The 19,968-nt window shown below is 68.8% G+C and carries 10 protein-coding genes and 1 pseudogene; 4 read left to right on the top strand and 7 right to left on the bottom strand.

Features of this window, described 5'->3' with window-relative positions; genetic code table 11:
* Positions 1 to 25: 25 nt before the first annotated feature.
* A complete protein-coding gene (locus OZ403_RS14940; protein ID WP_140854266.1) occupies positions 26 to 1,825 on the bottom strand; it encodes a glycosyl hydrolase family 18 protein in 1,800 nt (599 codons plus the stop codon).
* A gap of 155 nt (positions 1,826 to 1,980) precedes the next feature.
* Complete coding sequence (locus OZ403_RS14935; RefSeq protein ID WP_140790542.1) at positions 1,981 to 2,322, bottom strand: (2Fe-2S) ferredoxin domain-containing protein; 342 nt, start codon at positions 2,320 to 2,322, stop codon at positions 1,981 to 1,983.
* Between the two features lie 604 nt (positions 2,323 to 2,926).
* Here OZ403_RS14935 and OZ403_RS14930 point away from each other — a divergent pair.
* Positions 2,927 to 5,719: a vitamin B12-dependent ribonucleotide reductase gene (locus OZ403_RS14930; protein ID WP_268784485.1), complete on the top strand. Its 2,793-nt coding sequence runs from the start codon at positions 2,927 to 2,929 to the stop codon at positions 5,717 to 5,719.
* An 87-nt stretch (positions 5,720 to 5,806) separates the two neighbouring features.
* Here OZ403_RS14930 and OZ403_RS14925 read toward each other — a convergent pair whose 3' ends face one another.
* Entirely contained in the window at positions 5,807 to 6,937 is a 1,131-nt protein-coding gene (locus tag OZ403_RS14925) for a general secretion pathway protein GspE (protein WP_268784484.1), read from the bottom strand.
* Positions 6,938 to 11,732: 4,795 nt separating this feature from the next.
* Here OZ403_RS14925 and OZ403_RS14920 point away from each other — a divergent pair.
* Entirely contained in the window at positions 11,733 to 11,951 is a 219-nt protein-coding gene (locus OZ403_RS14920) for a hypothetical protein (RefSeq protein WP_268784482.1), read from the top strand.
* Positions 11,952 to 12,001: 50 nt separating this feature from the next.
* On the opposite strand, the pseudogene OZ403_RS39705 reads toward OZ403_RS14920, so the two are convergent.
* Positions 12,002 to 12,202 (bottom strand): annotated as a pseudogene (locus OZ403_RS39705) (hypothetical protein); the annotation flags it as partial.
* A gap of 459 nt (positions 12,203 to 12,661) precedes the next feature.
* Between OZ403_RS39705 and OZ403_RS14915 the strand changes: the two are divergent.
* Positions 12,662 to 14,599, top strand: coding sequence for a serine protease (locus OZ403_RS14915; protein ID WP_140790537.1), 1,938 nt, complete (start codon positions 12,662 to 12,664; stop codon positions 14,597 to 14,599).
* A gap of 67 nt (positions 14,600 to 14,666) precedes the next feature.
* On the opposite strand, the gene wbaP is transcribed toward OZ403_RS14915, so the two are convergent.
* Together wbaP and OZ403_RS14905 are read right to left on the bottom strand one after the other, a co-directional pair.
* The gene (wbaP, locus tag OZ403_RS14910) at positions 14,667 to 16,061 is read right to left on the bottom strand and encodes an undecaprenyl-phosphate galactose phosphotransferase WbaP (protein ID WP_140790535.1); all 1,395 of its coding nucleotides are present in this window, start codon (positions 16,059 to 16,061) and stop codon (positions 14,667 to 14,669) included.
* Positions 16,062 to 16,279: 218 nt separating this feature from the next.
* On the bottom strand, positions 16,280 to 17,425 hold the full coding sequence (locus OZ403_RS14905; protein ID WP_140798155.1) for a glycosyltransferase: 1,146 nt from the start codon (positions 17,423 to 17,425) through the stop codon (positions 16,280 to 16,282).
* Positions 17,426 to 17,469: 44 nt separating this feature from the next.
* Between OZ403_RS14905 and OZ403_RS14900 the strand changes: the two genes are divergently transcribed.
* Entirely contained in the window at positions 17,470 to 18,645 is a 1,176-nt protein-coding gene (locus tag OZ403_RS14900) for a glycosyltransferase family 4 protein (RefSeq protein ID WP_237080358.1), read from the top strand.
* Here OZ403_RS14900 and waaL read toward each other — a convergent pair.
* Positions 18,642 to 19,967, bottom strand: coding sequence for an O-antigen ligase WaaL (waaL, locus tag OZ403_RS14895; protein WP_140798153.1), 1,326 nt, complete (start codon positions 19,965 to 19,967; stop codon positions 18,642 to 18,644). The two genes, OZ403_RS14900 and waaL, sit on opposite strands and share 4 nt — an antisense overlap.
* Position 19,968 lies beyond the last annotated feature (1 nt).

Raw genomic sequence — 19,968 nt, 5'->3', positions numbered from 1 at the left:
ATGCCTGTCTGATTTTCAGCCCGGGTCAGCGCAGCTTCCGTGCCAGCGCATCGAGCAGCGAGCCGTCATCACCGCTCAACTCCCAGAACATCGCGCCGCCCAGGTTCTTGTTCAGGATGTAGTCCGCCTTGGCGTTCATGCTCTGCACGTCGTCATACCCAATCCAGATACCCGTGGCAGGGTTGTAGACGTAGGCCTGCTTCGCCTCCGGGTGGAAGAACTTCGTGTAACCGGAACCGGCGCGCTCGTAGTTGGCTTTGATGTCCTTGAAGTCGAACACGCCCGTCAGGCCCGACGAGCCGTCATCCCACGTGCCGCGTGTGGGCACGCCGCTCTGGAACAGGCCGTTGTTCACGTTGGGCACACTGCCCCAGCCCCGGCCGTAGAAGGGCACGCCGACGACAATCTTCGCGGGCGGCACGCCCAGCGCCAGCATCTTCGACACCGAGCCATCCGTGTAGAAGCCCGTGGCCGCGCCCGGGTCACCCGTGACGCGATTGAGCGCCGAGTGGAAGTTCACCGTGCTCTCGAAGGCACCGTGGTAGTCGTAGGACATCACGTTGATCCAATCGAGCACGTCGGACAGTTTCTTCGTCTCCTGCTTGTTCTCCAGCAGGTCCGGCGAGGCGCCCGTGGCGATGGTGAGCAGGTACGGCTTGCCCGTCTGCGTGGTGACGGCGTTGAGCTGGCTGCGGAACTCCTGCATCAGCAGCGTGTAGTTCTGCTTGTCCGCGGGGCTGTTGCTGTTGCCCGGCAGGCCGCCACCGACGGGGTACTCCCAGTCGATGTCGATGCCGTCGAACACGCCCTCGCCGTTGACGGGGTCCACGCCGGGGTACTGGCCGCGGATGTAGAGGTCCACGCAGGACTTCACGAAGGCCGCGCGCGAGGCTGGCGAGGACGCCACGGTGGAGAAGTGCGTGGACCAGGACCAGCCGCCCACGGAGATGAGCAGCTTCAGGTGCGGGTTCTGCCGCTTCATCTCCTTGAACGCGCGGAAGTTGCCGCGAAGCTGGCCGGGATCCCACTCACCCTGCCAGCCGCCGCCCTTGTCGATGTCCGCGAACGGGTCGCCGAGGATGCAGCGTCCGTCCCCGGAGATGTTGGAGAACGCGTAGTTGATGTGCGTGAGCTTGGACGGCTGCACGTTGGACACGTGGTAGTTGCGCGCGTAGATGCCCCACGCGGTGAAGTAGCCGACGATGCGCTTTCCTCCCGGCGGCGGCCCACCCGGAATGTCCACGACGACGGTGAGCGTGGTGGTCCCCACGTTGCCCGCGGCGTCATGGGCGCGCACCGCATAGACATACGTGCCGTTCTGCTCCCAGCCGCTGAAGGCCCGACTGAACTGCGAGCCGGTGGCGACGACGGTGCCGTTCTCCAGAATCTCCACCCGCGTCACGCCCACGTCGTCCGTCGCCGTGGCCGTCAGACTCAACGGCCCCGCGGCGATGATGCGCGAGGTGCTGGCACTCAAGCCCACGGTGGGCGCGGTGACGTCCCCGCCCGTGCCCGCGTCCGTCCCGCCGCTGCCCGCATCCGGCTCACCGCCCCCCGCAGGCCCCAGGTCCAACCACAGCGCCGCCACCGCTACCGGCGTCCAATCCGCCTGGGACGTGTGCGGCTGCCGGCATTCATAGAGGCGCCCCTGATAGGTGACGCGCGTCCCCACGGAGTACGCGACACCCACGGACCACTCCGCGGCCAGAGCCGCATCCTGGAACGCCATCAGGTCCCGGACGTGAGACGACGACACTTCGGAATCACAGCCAGCCACGGACAAGGCGGTGGCGATCAGGCCAGAGGCCCACCAACTGCGACGCATGCATGTGCTCCTCGCCGCGCTGGACACACGCCGAGCCTAAGCCCGGTGCAGGCCTGCACCGGACTTCTCGACAAGGGTTCCGCGCGGCTCGTCTGCGGGTTCACGCAGACAGAGGCAGGCGTCGACTTTTTCGGGTTAATACAGAGAAGCGCGCTTTAGCCCGGGGTGACGGCCTTGCGGGAGAAGGGCATCAGCAGCCGCTCCACGGGGCGGCCTTCCATCAGGTGCTGCTCGACGATGTCCTTCACGTCCTCCACCTGGACGCCGCCATACCAGGTGCCTTCCGGGTAGACGACGACGGCGACACCGAAGCTGCACGTGTCCAGGCATCCCGCCGCGTTGGCTCGCATGTGTCCCTTGAGGCCCCGCTTGTCGAGCTCCGCCTTGAAGGCGGCGCGAACCTCCTCCGCTCCTTTGGAGGCGCAACACCCCTTGGGATTTCCGTCCGGGCGGCGGTTGGTACAGACGAAGACGTGGCGCTGGTAGGGAGGAGCCATGTCCGCCTCCTAACGCGCGTCCGGGCCAAAATCGACGGCCTCGTTCACCAACGGACCGCCAACGGGGCTGATCCACCACGCCTGGCGGATCAGCACGGTTGCACCCACCCGAGTCGTGCACAGACTCACAGCAAACGTCTCCCAGTGATCACGCTCGCTTGGCTCGAAGTGACAATACATGGCTCGCCATCTGGACTCAGGCACTGCAAAGCATGTGTTGCCAGGGCAGGCGCGGCCCTCTAGATCGGGCTCACTCGCTGAACGCAGTAGCAGCAGGGCAGGCAGGCAGACACCGGGCGCCCACTTCACGGCTGTACACAATCCGTGGTGGGCATGACATTGACGGATACCATTTGTTGTATCGATAGAATCTTTGACGGAGGTGCTACAGGCGTCTATCCATGGCCTCGTCCGGCAGTCAGGCGGGCATCTCCCAAGAACAGCCGAGGGGCCGGGCGCGCCCCTGCTTCGTCGTCGCGAATCCGCTCCGAGGTCACCCGCGTTTCGCGTCGGGCTGATCCATCGGAACCATCGGGATCTCGCGACGTTAGCGTTTTGCAAATTTTGCATCAGAACTCACAGTGAACTCGCGGAGGGTGGCGACATGGATAAAGAGCTGAGCTCGAAGTCCACGGTGAACGGGAAGGAGCGGCGCGGCGGGCGCAAGGCGCGCGTGGCGGCGACGGGCTTGACGGTGGAGCGCTTCTTCACGACACCGGGCGTGGATCCCGCGGATGAGCTGGCGTGGGAATACCGCAGCGCCAGCATCACCGGCGAGGATGGCAAGGCCGTCTTCGAGCAGAAGAACATCGAGGTTCCGAAGTCCTGGTCGATGCTGGCGACGAACGTCGTGGCGTCGAAGTACTTCCGCGGCACGCCGGGCACGCCGGAGCGTGAAACGAGCGTGCGCAAGCTGGTGGCGCGTGTGGTGGACACCCTCACCCGCTGGGGTGTGGAGGGTGGCTACTTCACGCGGGACGCGGACCGCGAGGCCTTCCACGCGGAGCTGACGCACCTGCTGCTGCGCCAGAAGGCGTCCTTCAACTCGCCCGTGTGGTTCAACGTCGGCGTCGAGGCGCAGCCCCAGTGCTCCGCGTGTTTCATCAACAGCGTGGAGGACAACATGGACTCCATCCTCACGCTGGCGCGCACGGAGGGCATGCTCTTCAAGTACGGCAGCGGCACGGGCAGCAACCTGTCCACCATCCGCGGCAGCAAGGAGCTGCTGGCGGGCGGCGGCACCGCGTCCGGCCCGGTGTCCTTCATGCGCGGCTTCGACGCCTTCGCCGGTGTCATCAAGAGCGGCGGCAAGACGCGCCGCGCGGCGAAGATGGTGATCCTCAACGCCGAGCATCCGGACATCCTCGAGTTCATCCGCTGCAAGTCGACCGAGGAGAAGAAGGCCTGGGCGCTCATCGAGGCCGGCTACGACCCGTCCTTCAACGGCGAGGCGTACTCGTCGGTGTTCTTCCAGAACTCGAACAACTCGGTGCGCGTCACCGACGCGTTCATGAAGGCGGTGGTGGATGACGCCACCTGGACGACGCGGTCGGTGCGCGACGGCCAGCCGCTGGACACCTACCAGGCGCGCGAGCTGTTCCGGGAGATTTCCGAGGCCGCGCACCTGTGCGGCGACCCGGGCATGCAGTTCGACACCACGGTGAACAGCTGGCACACGTGTTCGACGACGGCGCGCATCAACGCGTCCAATCCGTGCTCGGAGTACATGTTCCTGGACGACTCCGCCTGCAACCTGGCGTCCCTGAACCTGATGCACTTCCGCACCATCGACGGCGACTTCGACGTGACGGCGTTCCGCCACGCGGTCGACATCCTGCTGATGGCGCAGGAGATCATCGTCGGCAACTCCCGCTACCCCACCGAGCGCATCGAGAAGAACAGCCACGACTACCGGCCGCTGGGCCTGGGCTACGCCAACCTGGGCGCGCTGTTGATGGCGTCGGGCCTGCCGTATGACTCGCCCGCGGGCCGCAACTACGCCGGCGCGATTACCTCGCTGATGTGCGGCGAGGCCTACGCGATGAGCGCCCGCCTGGCGGAGAAGCAGGGCCCCTTCGCTGGCTACGCGAAGAACGCGGAGCCGATGCTGGGCGTCATCCGCAAGCACCGCAAGGCCGCGTACCACATCGCGCCGGAGGGTGTGAGCCAGGGCCTGTTCGCCGCGCAGAAGGACGCGTGGGACCGCGCGCTCGCGCTGGGTGAGGAGCACGGCTTCCGCAACAGCCAGGTGACGGTGCTGGCCCCCACGGGGACCATTGGCTTCATGATGGACTGCGACACCACCGGCATCGAGCCGGACATCGCGCTCATCAAGTACAAGAAGCTGGTGGGCGGCGGCATGCTGAAGATCGTCAACCAGACGGTGCCGCTGGCGCTGGAGAAGCTGGGTTACCCGCAGACGCAGTCCCAGGACATCATCAGCTACCTGGACAAGCAGGACACCATCGAGGGCGCGCCGCACCTGAAGCCCGAGCACCTGCCGGTGTTCGACTGCGCCTTCAAGCCGGCCCAGGGCGAGCGCAGCATCCACTGGATGGGCCACATCCAGATGATGGAGGCCTGCCAGCCGTTCCTCTCCGGCGCCATCTCCAAGACGGTGAACATGCCGTCCGACGCGACGGTGGAGGACATCGAGAAGGCGTACCTGGAGGCGTGGAAGCGCGGCCTCAAGGCCATCGCCGTGTACCGCGACGGGTGCAAGCGGACACAGCCGCTGAACACGTCGAAGGAGACGGTGAAGGACACGCGCGCCGCCAAATCCACCGTGGCCCCCGAGCCCGCCCCCGCCCTCCAGCCGGAGCCCCGCGCGGTCCGCCGGCGCCTGCCGGACGAGCGCCGCTCCATCACGCACAAGTTCTCCATCGGCGGCCACGAGGGCTACTTGACGGTGGGCATGTACGAGGACGGCCTGCCGGGCGAGCTGTTCATCGTCATGGCGAAGGAAGGCTCGGTGGTGAGCGGGCTGATGGACAGCTTCGCCACCAGCGTGTCGCTGGCGCTCCAGTACGGCGTGCCGTTGAAGGTGCTGGTCGACAAGCTCAGCCACACCCGCTTCGAGCCCAGCGGCTTCACCGGCAACCCGGACATCCCCATCGCCAAGTCCATCACCGACTACATCTTCCGCTGGCTGGAGCTGAAGTTCCTGCCGAGCGAGGAAGAGGACGCGGTGCTGGACCGGGTGGACGTGCAGCCGAAGCGGGAAGCCCTGCCCGCGCAGACGGCTTCGGTGCAGCGGTCCGACTCCAACTCCTCGAAGCGGTCCACCTGGCTGAATCAGGCGGATGCTCCGCCGTGCCACACCTGCGGCGCCATCATGGTGCGCAGCGGTGCCTGCTACAAATGCGGCAACTGCGGCGCGACCAGCGGCTGCAGCTGAGCGCGACGCGCCGTTCTTGAAGTGAAGAGGGCTCCGGAGCACCTGGCTCCGGAGCCCTTTTCGCGTCTCCCCTCCTCCGGCTCGCGCTCAGGCGCTCCGGGTGGGGAGACGGGAGAAGACCTCGGAGGCCCTCTGCGCGATGAGCGTGAGTTCATCGAGCGCGGGCGCGGCGATGGGCTCCGCGCCATGGTCCGCGACGATGAACGCCACTGCCTGGCCCCGGCTCCGGATGGCGATGACGGCCAGGTGCGAGGCGCCCTCGCCTCCGAGCGCGGCGAAGATGGCTTCGTCCTGGGGACAGGCCGGTGCGTCGAAGACGCTGGCACCCATGGACGTCATCGCGGTGTGCAGCAGGGACGGCGCTTCAAGGTCGACCTTGAGTCCGGCGACCGCCGCGCTTTCGCTGCCCGGTCCCCATGCATGCCCCACCCGCGCGAGGCCGAGGCTTTCGCCCAAGAGGAAGGCGCGCTGGAAGCGGCCCGCGCAGTACGCCAGCACCACCCTGCCGAGCGTGCCCTGGGTGCTCACCACGTCGAGCGCCGACAACACGTGCTCCGCCGTCACTGAAGGGCCACCCACGGGCACTTCCGTGGCCGTGCTGGCCGCCGCGGACAGGAGCGTGGTGATGACTTCCGAAGGCTCCGCCGCAGTGGGCTGCCATGGCTGCTGGATGAAGTCCCACGCCGAGGCCAGAGGCACTTCGGTCGCCGCGGGCGATATGGCCGGGCCGTCGAGGTCAACACCGCGGTCCGCCCAGGTCGTCTCCGGGACGTGGCCGATGGGGCCCGCGTCATCGCCGCCCTGCCAGCCCACGAACTCCCACGTCGAGGCGAGCTGCATCGGCTCGTCGGATGCGCCGGACAGGTCATCCAGTTCAATGGGCGCCCGGGGCGTGGGGGCGACGGGTGGAGTCGTGAATTCGGGTGTCTCGACGAAGGGCGCGGGAGTGCCGCCATGCACGGCGGGCTCCGTGGCGTCGAGGCTGGCCGCGGGGGCAACAGGGGTGGTGAGCAGTTCGCCATGCTCCGCGACGACGAAGCCGCGTGCCTTGCGCGGCGCCGGGGTGTCCTGCGTTGGCGTATCCGCGTGCTTGCCTGTTGAAGCATCCTCCGCCGTCGGATCGGACTCGCTGGCGATGGCCGCCAGGTCCAACTTGAGGCCGAATGGCTGCGTCACCTCGCCGAAGGGCAGCGCGGCCCGTTCGCCCGTGGATGGCATGGCGGCGGGAGCGGACTCGATGGACGGAGTTGGCTCGGTTTCTGTGGTTGCCGCAGCCGCCTCCGAGAAGCCGTCAGGCGCATCGCGCGGTGTTACGGCGGTTGGGGCGTCTACGGTGGCAGTCAGAGTCGTCTCCGCAGACAGGCTGACCGCGACTGGACCCTGCGTGGCCGGTGAGGATGAATCGCTCGTGAGTTCCGAGTTCGCCGGTGCGGTTTCGGAAGGCTCCGTGCCCGCCAGCGTTTCGGTTGCAGCGGATTGAGCCGTGGAATGGCCAACGGCATCGGCCACGATGATGGGCTCGGCTGGACGCTGTGCTTCGGCTGGAGTCGTGGAAGCCAGCAACGACACGGCCTCCGCGGGTTCTCCCGCGAGGGCTGGACCGGAGTGGGCCTGCGAGGCCTCCGGCAGCGCTTCCAAACTGGGAGGTTGCTCAGTCCCTTCCGGTTCGGGAATCGAATCCGCGGACACGTGGTCGGTGACGGACTGAGACGTGTCGGAAGACTGCGTGTGCGAAACACTGTCCACGGGCGCTGGTTGTCCTGCTTGCGCCGGCACCTCCGCGACCTGAGGAGCCGCGCTGGAGGCCGGCGACGGAAGCGCCGCTTCGTAGGCGCTCGCAGCCAGGGCTTGTGCCACTTCTGGATCGCTGACGATTCGCTCGCCACTTGGCGATTCAACGGAGGAAGGCACAGCACCGATTTCCACGGTGGCAGTGGCCGCCGTGCCATCCGGCGTTGCCACTCGCTCCGAAACCGTCAGCGCAACTTCGTTGGAGCGTGCATCCGTGAGGCTGTCACCCTGCGGGACGCCACCGATGAGCTCAGGCGCAGCGACATCGTCGGAGGACGCCGAGACCACCGTGCTCACAGCCTCGGCGTTCGGCGACTCAACAGGAGAAGCGTCCGAGTGCTGTGAGGTCCCAGCCTCCGGCCCTGGAGTTGATGCATCCGCCAGTTCGGCGGTCGACGCCGCTTCTGCGGCCGGACGTGCGTCAACGCCCGGCAAATGAACCGCCGTGCCTTCCACGTCGGAGTCATTCGGCTGGGCAGTAACGAAGCTTGCGGCCGATGCATCAACGTTCGCACCTGGCCCAACGGAGTCGTCCGGCTGTGCCGAAACGGCACCGGCCGCCGATACGGCCAAGACCGCATTCGCATCACCAGCAACATCCTGCGCGGAGGAAGCCGCACCCACCGCCGAGTCATCGACGCCTGAGGTGGCAGCATTGGCCGCGTCCAACACAGCGGATGCGGCTACAGCCTCAATGTCCGGACTCGCAACGCTGGCTGCTTCAGACTCAGCGGTAGCCGCACCTGCTACCGATGCCGCAACAGTTGCTTTCGGTTCGTCGTGAATGGGGCTGGCCGACGGTTCCTCGGCCCGAGCACCTGATCCATCTGCGGCTTCCAGCACAGCTGAGTCAACGGCACCGACTGCAGTGGCATCAAGGACCGCGTCCGTAGCAACTGCTGTGTCCGACGAAACCGCGGCGGCTTCGGTTGTGACGCCACCCGATTCCACACTGACGTCCGCTGCCGTCACGCCAACGGCTTCGCTTGCGACGCCACCCGATGCCGCACCGGCGCCCTCTGCCGTCACCATGGCGGCTTCGTCGACTTCCTGCGGCCCAACTGCAGCGTCCGTGGCAATGACCGGCTCAACCACGACCGTGACATCCGTGCGGTCTGGCGTCTCGGGAGCCACCTCCACGTCCACCGACGACGCACCTTCGGTCGCGACAGGGGGCGCCGACACCACGTCGGAAGCCGTGACGGCAACGGCATCCACGTCCAACACCACGTCAGAGTCCGTGGGCAACGCCTGCGCAGGAGCCCCACTCGCGTCGACGGCAGACGGCACGTGCTCTTGAGCCGACACCTCAACAGGGATGCCAACCAGTTGAGGCACCGCGCCGCTCTCGTGGGGGGACTCTCGCCCTTCAGACGCGAAGGGAGCAGGCGAGACGCCCTGCCCGCGATGAACCGCGGGCGACATTCCGGGAGGAACCGGCATCCGGCTTGAGTCGAAGTCCGGCGCCGAGGAAACACCGCTCGGCACCGAAGCCCCCAGGGATTGCTCGAGGTGGAACGGACGTTCCGTTCCATCCGCGGCGGCCGAGGAGGGGGCAGCGTGCGCTTCCCCTGGAGAAGTCTCGGCTGGCTCGTCGGTCCGAGGAGCTTCCGCAGCGGCATTGCCAGGGACTGGCATGTTCGCTTCCACGGGTCGTGCATCCCCCAGTGACGCAGGAGGCGGCATTGCGCCTGGAGGCGTCATCCCCATGGGGGGCTGCGACGGAATGCCCGCTGGATGCGCAGCGACCACGCCCGAAGGCGGCGTCGGGGACACCTGCGCGGGCGGTCCACTCAACGGGCCCTGCTCCATGCCCTGCATGAGTGCGCCCTGCAGGGGGGCCACAGGTGGGCTACCGGCGGCCGGAGGTACGGGCAATGTGCCCGGAGGCGTCTGTCCGTGAGGCGAGTGAGGACGGGGCATCCCCGGCCCGGCGACAGCCCGAGCCCCGGCAGTCATCTCCGGAGGCAATGCACCGTGAGCCAGGGGAGCCTTGGGCAGCCCGTGCGCAGATGGAGGCGGCGTGCCCGTCATTCCCGGTGGCATCACCCCGTGAGGCACGGGGGCATGGGGCGCCCCATGCACGGACGGAGGCGGTGCGCCCTTCATTCCCGGTGGCATCGTCCCGTGAGGCGCGGGGGCATGGGGCACCCCGTGCGCAGTCGCAGGCGGTGCGCCCTTCATTCCCGGTGGCATCACCCCGTGAGGCGCGGGAGCATGGGGCACCCCGTGCGCAGTCGCAGGCGGTGCTCCCGTCATTCCCGGTGGCATCGTCCCGTGAGGCCCAGGAGCCTGGGGCCCCCTGTGCACGGACGGAGGCGGTGCGCCCGTCATTCCCGGCGGCATCGCCCCACGAGCCCCCTGCACCGCAGGCAGGCCCGGCGACGACGGCGGGCGCGCTCCCATCATCCCGGGAGGGACCGGCCCGTGAGGCACTGGCAGGCCAGGCGCAGGTGGCGGCCGTGCTCCCATCATCCCCGCAGGCACCGGCCCAGGCGACCCTGGCAATCCGGGCGCGGGCGGAGGCCGTGCTCCCATCATTCCCGATGGCACCGGCCCCCCATGAGGCCCGGGCATCGCAGGCAGGCCCGACGACGACGGGGGGCGTGCTCCCACCATTCCCGGCGGCACCGGCCCATGAGGCCCCGGCACCGCGGGCAGGCCCGTCGCGGACGGCGGACGATGTCCCATCATCCCGGGAGGGACCGGCCCGTGTGGCCCGGGCGCGGAGGAGAGGCCGGGCGCGGGAGGAGGCCGTGCTCCCATCATTCCCGGCGGCACCGGCCCATGAGGCCCCGGCACCGCGGGCAGGCCCGTCGCGGACGGCGGGCGATGTCCCATCATCCCGGGAGGAACTGGCACAGCAGGTCCGGACGCACCACCCGCCATGCCAGGAGGTCCCGACACCGCAGGCAGCCCCGTCGCGGACGGAGGCCGATGCCCCGTCATTCCCGGAGGCTCCGGAGCACCCGCCCCAGCCGTCGCAGGAGCCTGCCCGCCCATCAGCCCCGGAGCACCCGCTCCAACCTTCGCAGGAGGATTTGCGCCCATGATCCCCGAAGGCACCGGAGCACCCGCCGCCGGAGGCGGTGCTCCCATCAGCCCTGGTGGCACCGGAGCACCCGCCGCCGGAGGCGGTGCTCCCATCAGCCCTGGTGGCACCGGAGCACCCGCCGCCGAAGGCGGTGCTCCCATCAGCCCTGGTGGCACCGGCCCATGAGGCCCCGGCACTGCCGGTACACCCGTCATGGACGGAGGCCGTGCGCCCGCCATGCCTGGCGGCACCGGACCGTGTGGCCCAGGAATCGCGGGCAGTCCCGTCGCGGACGGAGGCCGTGCAGCCATCATCCCTGGTGGAACAGCCATCCCTCCGGGCGCGGACGACGGCGATGCGCCCAGCATCCCCGGAGGAACCTGCGGACCAGCAGTCCCCACGCCCGGCGCTCCATGCACCGCAGGCAGTCCCGTCGCTGAGGGCGGCCGAGCCCCGGCCCCCCCCGGCGGCATCGACGCACCCGGCCCAGGCGGCGCGCCCACCATGCCCGGAGGTCCCGCCACCGCCTGAAGCCCAGGAGACGACGGAGGCCGAGCCCCCATCATCCCCGGAGGCACCGGAGCTCCCGGATGCGCCGATGGCCGCGAGAGCATCCCAGGAGGAGCCCCCATTCCCTCGCCCACCCCCAAAGCCCTCCGAGCCGGCCCCCCGGGCTCCGAAGAAGCGGCGCTCACCGGCGGAACCGGAGGCCGACTCGCCACCCCCTGCCGCGACGCCAATCCAGGCGGCTGCGTCCCTCCACCGGCCCCCTGCGGCGCCATCGGCATGGCCGAGGCCACAGCAACTCCTGGCGCGGGAACACCATCGTCGAAGTCCTCGGGCACGGCCGCCACGTCCTCGACGACCTCGCCCTCCTCCAGCACCTCCCCTTCCTCCAGGAGGTCAATCTCCTCCGCGGGCTCCGGCGCCAACGCGAACGGAGGCGGCGCGACGGCACGCGGCGTCTCCGTCGGCGTGAGTCGCGGCGGCGAGGCAGGCCGCGCGCCCCCACCCACTGGCGTCAGCGTCGGAGGCACGGGCACCTCGGGCGTCCCCCCCCGCATCCCGCCGTCCTCCCCGAAATCAATCATCGCCACCGGAGGCTCGGGCGGCGGCAGATGGTCCAACGGATGCGAGCTCCCCGACACGGCCGGCGCCCACCCGACCGAGCTGGAATCCTCGGTCTCCGTGTCCGGGTCATCGCCGCTCAAGTACTGCCCGGGCGCGAGCCCACCGAACATTCCTTCCGCCTCGGGCTCCGCTCGCACGGGCGCGGGAGGCGGAGGCGTCATGCTCAGCGCGGCGGGCATCGAAGGGAGGTCCACGGGCAGCGCCACGGCCGCGGTCCGCTTCGGACGCTTCGTCGAGGTCATCTGGATGAAACGCGTCTCGCGCTTGATGCCGTAGCGAAGCTCCTGGAACTGGAACAGCCGCAGCTCCGGCGTGACGTACGGAACGATGCGCAGACCGGTGATGAACCCCAGCGCATCCGCGTGCTCGATTTCCAACGGGCTGGCCATGGCCACCTTGAGCCGCCGGCCTTCCTGCGCCAGCGGGAAGGCTTGGTGCTTCTCCGCCATCGCCGCGGGGAGCAGTTGCAGCACCGCGTCCGGCGCCGCCTCGAAGTCCGCTTCCTGCGCCACCGGGTAGCGGCACATCTCCCCCAGCACCATGGCCAGGGTGTCGATGTCGAGGATGTCCAGCTCGACAAGGTTGGAGCCCAACCTTCCGCCGTAGATGAGCTGGGCCCGGAGGGCTTCGTCGAGCTGCGCCTGCGTGATGAGGCCCTTGCGGACCAGGATCGCTCCGAGCATTTCGGCCATGTCCGGCCGATTCTAGACGCCTTCACAGCGGCTGAGACGCCCCTCCCGCTGCGTGGCCGCTGCATGCCAGCCAGGCCGTACGACCGGCGCCACAGGCACCTGCTCCGAGTGAAACCAAGGCCCTGGCCCAATCCCCACGCCGCAACGGGCAACCACCACTCACCGTGAAATGGAAAATCTCCAATCACACCACCCAGCCACGGAACCCGTGGCAATCACACAGAATTGTCATTTCTTCAGGCTATAACTGCGAGTGCGGTCAAACCCGCAAGAGCTTCACTCCCAGGAGAGTCGATGAAACGCATCCCACTCGCATGTCTTGTCACCGCGCTGGCCACGGGGGCGCCGGCGGCGCTGGCCTCCGATGAGGTCTGCCAGCAGGAAGAAGTTTCCTCTTCGTCGCAGCGGCTCACGAAGGTGGGCGAGGACGTCTTCCGTCGCTTCGAGACGACCCACCCCTACGCCACCACGCAGATTCGCGCCTCCGACGGCCCCATCCACACGGACGTCATCACCCACGCTGGCGCGGCGTACATCGCGCCCCACTTCGAGCGGCTCGACCTGGAGGATGGCGACTTCGTCGTGGTGCGCTCGCCGGACAACTCCCGGTCGTGGCGCTACGACAACTCGCACCCGGGTGCGCGCAGTGGCTTCTGGGCCATCCACATCGCCGGTGAGACGGCCATCATCGAGCTGCACAGCCGCGACAGCGTCAACCGCCGCGGCATCCTCAACAAGCACGGCTACTCCATCGACCGGTACGCCCGGGGCTACACCAACGAGGAGATGGGCCTGTCGAATGACAAGGCGCTGTGCGGCCCGGACGACACGCAGTGGGCGCCCTGCTACGCCTCCAGCGACCCCACCCTCTACGGCCGCGCTCGTCCAGTGGCGCGCCTGCTCATCAACGGCTCCGGTGCGTGCACGGGCTGGCTCGTGGGCAGCCAGGGCCACCTGATGACCAACCAGCACTGCGTCGGTACGGCGAGCGAAGCGCAGAACACCCAATACGAGTTCATGGCGGAAGGCGCGAGCTGTTCGACGAGTTGCGCGAGCTGGTTCGGTTGCCCGGGCAACGTCATCCCGGGCGGCACGCTGGTGAAGGTGGACGCGCCGCGTGACTACGCGCTCATCCAGTTGTCCCAGAACCCGGTGAACACCTACGGCTACCTCCAGCTGCGCTCTTCCGGCGCCGTGGTGAACGAGCGCATCTACCTGCCACAGCACCCGGCTGGCCACGGCAAGAAGATCGCCGTGCGCTCCACGGATGCCCGGGACGAGTCCGGCTTCGCGGAGATCTACAGCCGCAACGAGGCCTCCTGCCAGTCCGGTGGCCCCAACGACATCGGCTACTACGCGGACACGCAGGGCGGCTCCTCCGGCTCGCCCGTCATCGGCCATTCGGACAACCTGGTGGTGGCCCTGCACCACTGCGCCAACTGCCCCAACCGCGGCGTGCCCATCGAAGCGGTCATCAGTCACCTGGGAACCAGCCTGCCCCAGTGCGCGCTGCCCGCCGCCGACTGCCCCAACCCCGGTGGCAACGGTGAGCCGCCGCCGCCTCCTCCGCCGCCGCCGCCCCCGCCGGAGAACTCGTTCGACTACAGCGCCAGCAACACCAATAGCGCGCAGCAGAACACCACCAATCACACCATCGCGCTGACGGCGGGCCAGACGCTCACCGTCGCGACGTGTGGCCTCACGGGGACGCAGTTCACCGGTGACACGTGGCTGCGCCTGCGCAACCCCGCGGGCACCGAGGTGGCCACCAACGACGACTCCTGCGGCGGCCGTGGCTCCAGCATCACCTTCACCGCCGCCACCGCCGGCAACCACGAGGTCCTCGCCGGCTGCTACTCCAGCGGGAGCTGCACCGGCCGCGTCGTCTGGGAAATCACCGGCGGCTCCGGCAGCCCCACCAGCGGGAGCTTCAACTTCAGCGGCAGCAATACCAACAGCGCGCAGCAGAACACCACCAACCGCGACGTCGCCATCGCCGCGGGCAAGAGCATCACCGTGGCCACCTGCGGCGTGACGGGCGCGACCTTCACGGGTGACACCTACCTGCGCCTCTTCAACGGAACCACGCAGGCGGCGGTCAACGACGACTCGTGCGGCGGCACCGGCTCCAGCCTGACGTACACCTCGCCCACGGCCACCACCCTGCAGATTCGCGCGGGCTGCTACTCCAGCGGGAACTGCACCGGCACCGTGGTGTGGAACATCCAGTAGTCACCCCGCAGCGGCGTTGAACCCCCGGCCCGGGCCGTGGCAAGCGCCACCGCCCGGGCTCGCGGCGTCAGTAGGCGTTCTTCGACAGGAAGCCGCCCAGCGCCGTGCGCACGAGAATCTTCAGGTCCATCAGCAGCGACCAGTTCTCGATGTAGTACAGGTCGTACTCGATGCGCTTCTCGATGCACGTCTGGCCGCGCAGGCCGTTGATTTGCGCCCAGCCGGTGATGCCCGCCTTCACCTTGTGCCGCAGGTGGTAGCGCGGAATCTGCCGCTTGAACTCCTCGATGAAGACGGGGCGCTCCGGGCGCGGACCCACCAGGCTCATGTCGCCGCGCAGGACGTTGAAAAACTGAGGGAGTTCGTCCAGCGAGTACTTCCGCAGGAACGTGCCAATCACCGTGCGCCGCGGGTCGTCCGGGCAGGCCATCATCGCGCCGCTGTGCTCGGCGTCGATGCGCATGGTGCGGAACTTGAGGATGGGGAAGGTGCGCCCATCCATGCCCATGCGCTCCTGGCGGTACAGCATGGGCCCTCGGCTGGTGAGCCGCACCGCCAGCGCGGTGGCCGCCATGAGCGGCGCGGTGATGAGGATGGCCAGCAACGAGAAGAGGATGTCGAAGGCCCGCTTGGCCACCCGGCTCCAGCCCTCCATCGGGTCGCCCTGGAGACGGATGATGGGCAACCCGCCGAACTCCTCCAGGCCACCATAGAGGGTGATGTACTGGTACAGGTCCGGCACCACGCGCACGTCCACGGTGCGCAGGGCCAGCTTGTCCATCAGCGCCTTGACGTGGGCGTGGCCCTCCAGCGGCAGCGCGAGGATGACCTGGTCCACCGGGTGCGAATCCAGCACCTCGTTCACCTGGTCCACGAGCCCGATGACGCGCACGTCATTCACGTACTGGCCCACCTTCTCCGGGTGCAGCGTCAGCACGCCCATCACCCGGAAGCCCAGCTCGCGGTGGTGCTCCACCGTCTCGATGACCCGCTGCCCCAGGTCCCCCGCGCCGATGACGAGGATGGACTTGAGGTTATGACCCCGGCGCCGGATTTCACTCACCAGATAGCGAGTCACCAGCCGGCTGCAGGTCACCAGCGCGAACGCATAGACGATGAAGATGACCAGCGTGAGGCGCGAGTAGCGCTCGCGCACGAAGTACGTCACCGCCACCAGGATGAGCGCCGCGGTGATGGTGGACTTGAATACCTCGAACACCTCGCCCGTATTCGTCCGGGAACGGTTGGTGCCGTACAGGCGTGATTGGTGGAACGTCACCGGGAAGATGACGAGCACCATCAGCAGCGAAAAGAACGAGTCCGTCCAGGGAGGTATCCCCTCCGTGACGGGCACGATGCCGGAGAAGCGCGTGGCGTACGCGAGGACGAATGCCAGCGCGAGCATCACCATGTCGGCGACGACTTTGATCGACGTGTAGAAACGCTGGAGACGACTGAACACCGCAGTACTCCTGTGGCGTAATCAACGGGTGGCCACCCCGGTGCAAGACTCGCGCCCTCTTCATCCGGACGCGCGTTTTGCCCATCACCGTTTGATAGCCGCGCTTGCTAGCACGAAAAAATTCGTGAAAACAATGGGTTGCGGCGGCCCCGCCCCCACAGCCAGGGGCGGTGTCCACCTGTTGCCCACAAAAGACCAAGACAGGAGCGACAGCGAAGTCACAGTCCCGCTGCGGGGCCTGGGGAATCTGGCAACACATCCCCCAGCACCGAGTGAATCTCTCGAAGAATGGCACTCTGGAAATGTGCGCGACCAAAGCGCTCGGCCTGCGCGCGAGCGGCTTCAGGCCGAAAGCCCGCTTCCCATTCGTCGAACCGGCGCACGGCGGCGGCGAGCGATTCCGGCGTCTGTTCTGAGAAGAACATTCCTGTCTGCGCCGTCACCGTCTCGAGCGCGCCGCCCTTCCCGTAGGCGATGACGGGCCGGCCCGCCGCCTGGGATTCCAGCGGGGTGATGCCGAAGTCCTCCTCGGGCGTGAAGATGAGCGCGCGAGCGTCTCGGTACAGCGCCGGAAGTGACGCATCCAAGACATTGCCAAGGAAGCGGATATTTTCAGGCAGGCTTCCGGCGCCCAGGCGAGCGGCCTCCTGGCCCGTTCCCACCACCCAGAGCTGTGCATCCAGGTTTCGGAACGCCTCCAACGCCACGTCCAATCGCTTGTACGGCGCGAAGGCCCCCAGCCAGAGGAAGTAGCCGCCCTGGCCTCCGCCCTCTAGAGGGACCTGGGCGAAGCGCTCCAGGGAGACTGGCGGGTGGATGACCGACGCCTCGCGGCCCCAGAAGCGCTGCACCTTGGTGGCGATGTGTCGACTGTTGGCGATGAAACGATCGACCCCCGCCGCCGTCCGGCGATCCCACCGGCGCAGCCAGGGCCGGATGGCATGGGCCGCCGCGCGCACCGGGAGGCCCGTGCGTCCGGGGCCGAAGTAGTCGTCGAACAAGTCCCACATGTACCGCATGGGCGCGTGCACGTAGCTCAGGTGCGGCGTGCCCCGCGGCGTGCGCAGGCCCTTGGCCACGCAGTGACTGGAGGAGAGGACCAGGTCGTACTTCCCCTGGAGCTGGAGGGACTCGATGGCCTTCGGCATCAACGGCAGGAAGTGCCGGTAGCGCGCGTGGATGCCGGGGATGTGCTGAAGGAAGGACGTGAAGATGCGGCGGGATTCGATGGCCGGCGACTGGGAGCCCGGCTTGTGGATGAGCGTGTAGATGTCCGCGTCTGGCAGGACTTCGCAGAGGGCATCAAGGACGCGCTCACCACCTCGGTGGGTGACGAGCCAATCGTGGACCAGGGCAACCTTCACGGCACGGCTTCTAGCACCGGGCGCGCGCGGCGCGGCAAGCGTCGATGGGGCCCCGCGTGCCCGCCCGCCCCCCATGGAGGCCGCGCGTGTGGTACGCGGAGGCCGTGGCTCACGTCCTCCTCGACCTGCGCATGGTGCGCGGCCGGCTGCATGGGATTGCCCGTTACGCCCTGGAGCTGGCGCGGCGGATGCCCGTGCTCGCGCCCGACCTGCGCTTCTCCGCGTTGGTGCCCCCCGAAGGGCTCGCGCCCGACCTGGGTGAGCTGACGCCGCGCATGCCGCTGCACCGCGCGCTGGCCGGGTTTCTTTCGCCCCTCGAGCAGCCGGCGCTGGCGGCGGACCTGGTGAAGCTGGCGCCGGATGCGTTCCACGCCACGTCCTTCTCGCTGCCCCTCTTCTGGAATGGGCGGCTGGTGGCCACGCTCCATGACGCCAACCACCTGGCGCTGGCGGACCAGTACACGCCGGCCCAGTCCATCTACTACCGCGTGGTGGTGGGCCCTCGCGCGAAGCGGGCCACCGCGCTGGTGACGGTGTCCGAGTTCTCGCGCGACGAGCTCGCGAAGCACCTCAAGCTGTCGCCCTACCGCCTCCAGGTGATTCACAACGGGGTGGATGCCCGCTTCCAGCCGCCGACCCAGGCCGAGGCCGCCGCGTTCCGCGAACGGTACGAACTGCCAGCGCGCTACGTGGCGGCCGTGGGCAACGCCAAGCGCTTCAAGAACCTTGCCCTGCTGAAGGATTTCGCCGGGGAGTTGCCGGTGCCCGTGGTCCTGCTGGCGGGCAAGGGCGCGGTGGCGCACGAGCTGGGGCTTCACGAAAACGTGTTCGATTTGGAGGAGCTGCCCGAGGACCAGATGCCGCTGTTCTACGGCGCGGCGTCGGCGCTGCTGCTGCCCTCGCGCTACGAAGGCTTCGGGCTGCCGGCCCTGGAGGCCATGGGCGCTGGCTGCCCGGTGCTGGCGTCGGATGCGACCGCCCTGCCGGAGGTCGTGGGCAACGCGGCGTTGAGACTCTCCCCGGACGACGCGGCGGCGTGGCGTGAAGCGACGCTGCGCGTGCTCCGCGACGACGTGCTGCGCCGGGAGCTGGTGGAGCTGGGCCGGGAGCGCGTGGCGCGCTTCACCTGGGACGACTGTGCCCGGCGCACCCTGGCCGTCTACCGCCGCGTGCTGGAGGCCCCGGCGCCCGGAGGCTCGCGCGGGACGCCTCCCCGCTAGGGCGAGGGCCTGGGCGCGCCTTCCACCTCCAGGAGCCCCTGACGGGCCTCCCGGCCGCGCAGCCGCTCACTGCCCTCGCACAGCCCCAGTCCCCAGATGAGCGAGAAGGACAGGTACACGCTGGAGTGGAACGGCAGGTAGTGCACCAGCGCGAGGATGTGGAAGCCCACCCAGGACAGCAGCGCGCCCGTGGCCGCGATGGAGCCCTCGCGGTAGCGCCGGATGAGCGCGCGCCCCAGCAAGGCGTGCATCGCCAGCGTCAGCAGCAGCCCCACCAGGCCCGTCTCCGCCCACACCGTCAGCCAGAGGTTGTGCGAATCGGTGGCCAGCAGGTCGGTGATGCCCGTCTCGTCCTGCGTGGCCAGGGCCGCCGGCTTGTGGTTGCCGAAGCCCACGCCCGTCAGCGGGTATTCACGCACCAGGCTCCAGCCCACGGCCATGGCGTGCTCGCGCTCTCCGCCGTAGATGTTGCCCACCGCCTTCTCCAATCGCGTGCGCCAGGCCGGGCTCATGGAGACGACGGCCACCAGCGCGAACAGGAGCGCCAACCCCATCTTCCGCGCGGAGCCCTGGACCAGCAGCAGCAACGCCACCACGCTGACGAGCAACGCCGCGCCCAGCGCCGCTCGCGCGAAGGCGTTGTAGATGGAGATGAGCATCCCCATCACCACCGCGCCCGCCAGGACGCGCCGCCGCGCCTGGTCCGCGATGCCCAGCACCGACAGCGCGGGCCCGAGCGCCGCGATGGCGCCGTGCGCGAAGCGAAGCCGGTGGGAGAAGAAGCCGCCCGCCGCGTAGCGCGGAGACTCCTCGGTGCCGAAGTTCTCGTGCAGTCGCCCCAGGTTGAGCTTGAGGAAGGAGGGCAGCTCCATGGACCAGCGCACCCGGTTCTGGAACACGCCCAGCAGCGCGGCCAGCAGCCACCCTCCCGCGAGGACGCCCGCCAGCAGCAGCCACGGCACGCCCACGGCGCCAATGCACGCGGCCGCGGCGCCCGCCACCGAGTCCAGCACCTGGCCATACCGCGAGCCGCGCGGCCACGACTCCGCCGCGCCCGTCAGCAGCGCCACCGCGGGCGACGCCGCCTGCCACAGGCACAGCACCCCACTGGCCCCGACATAGGCGCGCACGTCCGGCGCCAGACGGAGCCGCCCTCGCACCAGCAGAATCGCCGCCAGCAGCACCGCCGCGCCCGTCGCCACCTGGAGGACGACCTCCGCCAGCACCAGGCCCACGGTCCACAGCACGAGCACGGCGTTGATGGCGCGGCGCCAGCGCAGGTCCAGCGGAAGCTCGGACGCGGTTCCCATGTGCGCGGACACG

Source organism: Myxococcus sp. NMCA1 (assembly GCF_026810205.1).
Classification (GTDB): Bacteria; Myxococcota; Myxococcia; order Myxococcales; family Myxococcaceae; genus Myxococcus; species Myxococcus xanthus_A.
Note: the sequence above shows the minus strand (reverse complement) of the source record. Positions and strands in the feature narration are given on the sequence as shown.

Bases quoted from the DNA above. Each gene is read 5' to 3' on its own strand.
- OZ403_RS14900 (WP_237080358.1), top strand. From the start codon at position 17,470: ATGGGGCCCCGCGTGCCCGCCCGCCCCCCATGGAGGCCGCGCGTGTGG.
- OZ403_RS14930 (WP_268784485.1), top strand. From the start codon at position 2,927: ATGGATAAAGAGCTGAGCTCGAAGTCCACGGTGAACGGGAAGGAGCGG.
- OZ403_RS14915 (WP_140790537.1), top strand. From the start codon at position 12,662: ATGAAACGCATCCCACTCGCATGTCTTGTCACCGCGCTGGCCACGGGG.
- OZ403_RS14925 (WP_268784484.1), bottom strand. From the start codon at position 6,937: ATGCCATCCACGGGCGAACGGGCCGCGCTGCCCTTCGGCGAGGTGACG.
- OZ403_RS14935 (WP_140790542.1), bottom strand. From the start codon at position 2,322: ATGGCTCCTCCCTACCAGCGCCACGTCTTCGTCTGTACCAACCGCCGC.
- OZ403_RS14940 (WP_140854266.1), bottom strand. From the start codon at position 1,825: ATGCGTCGCAGTTGGTGGGCCTCTGGCCTGATCGCCACCGCCTTGTCC.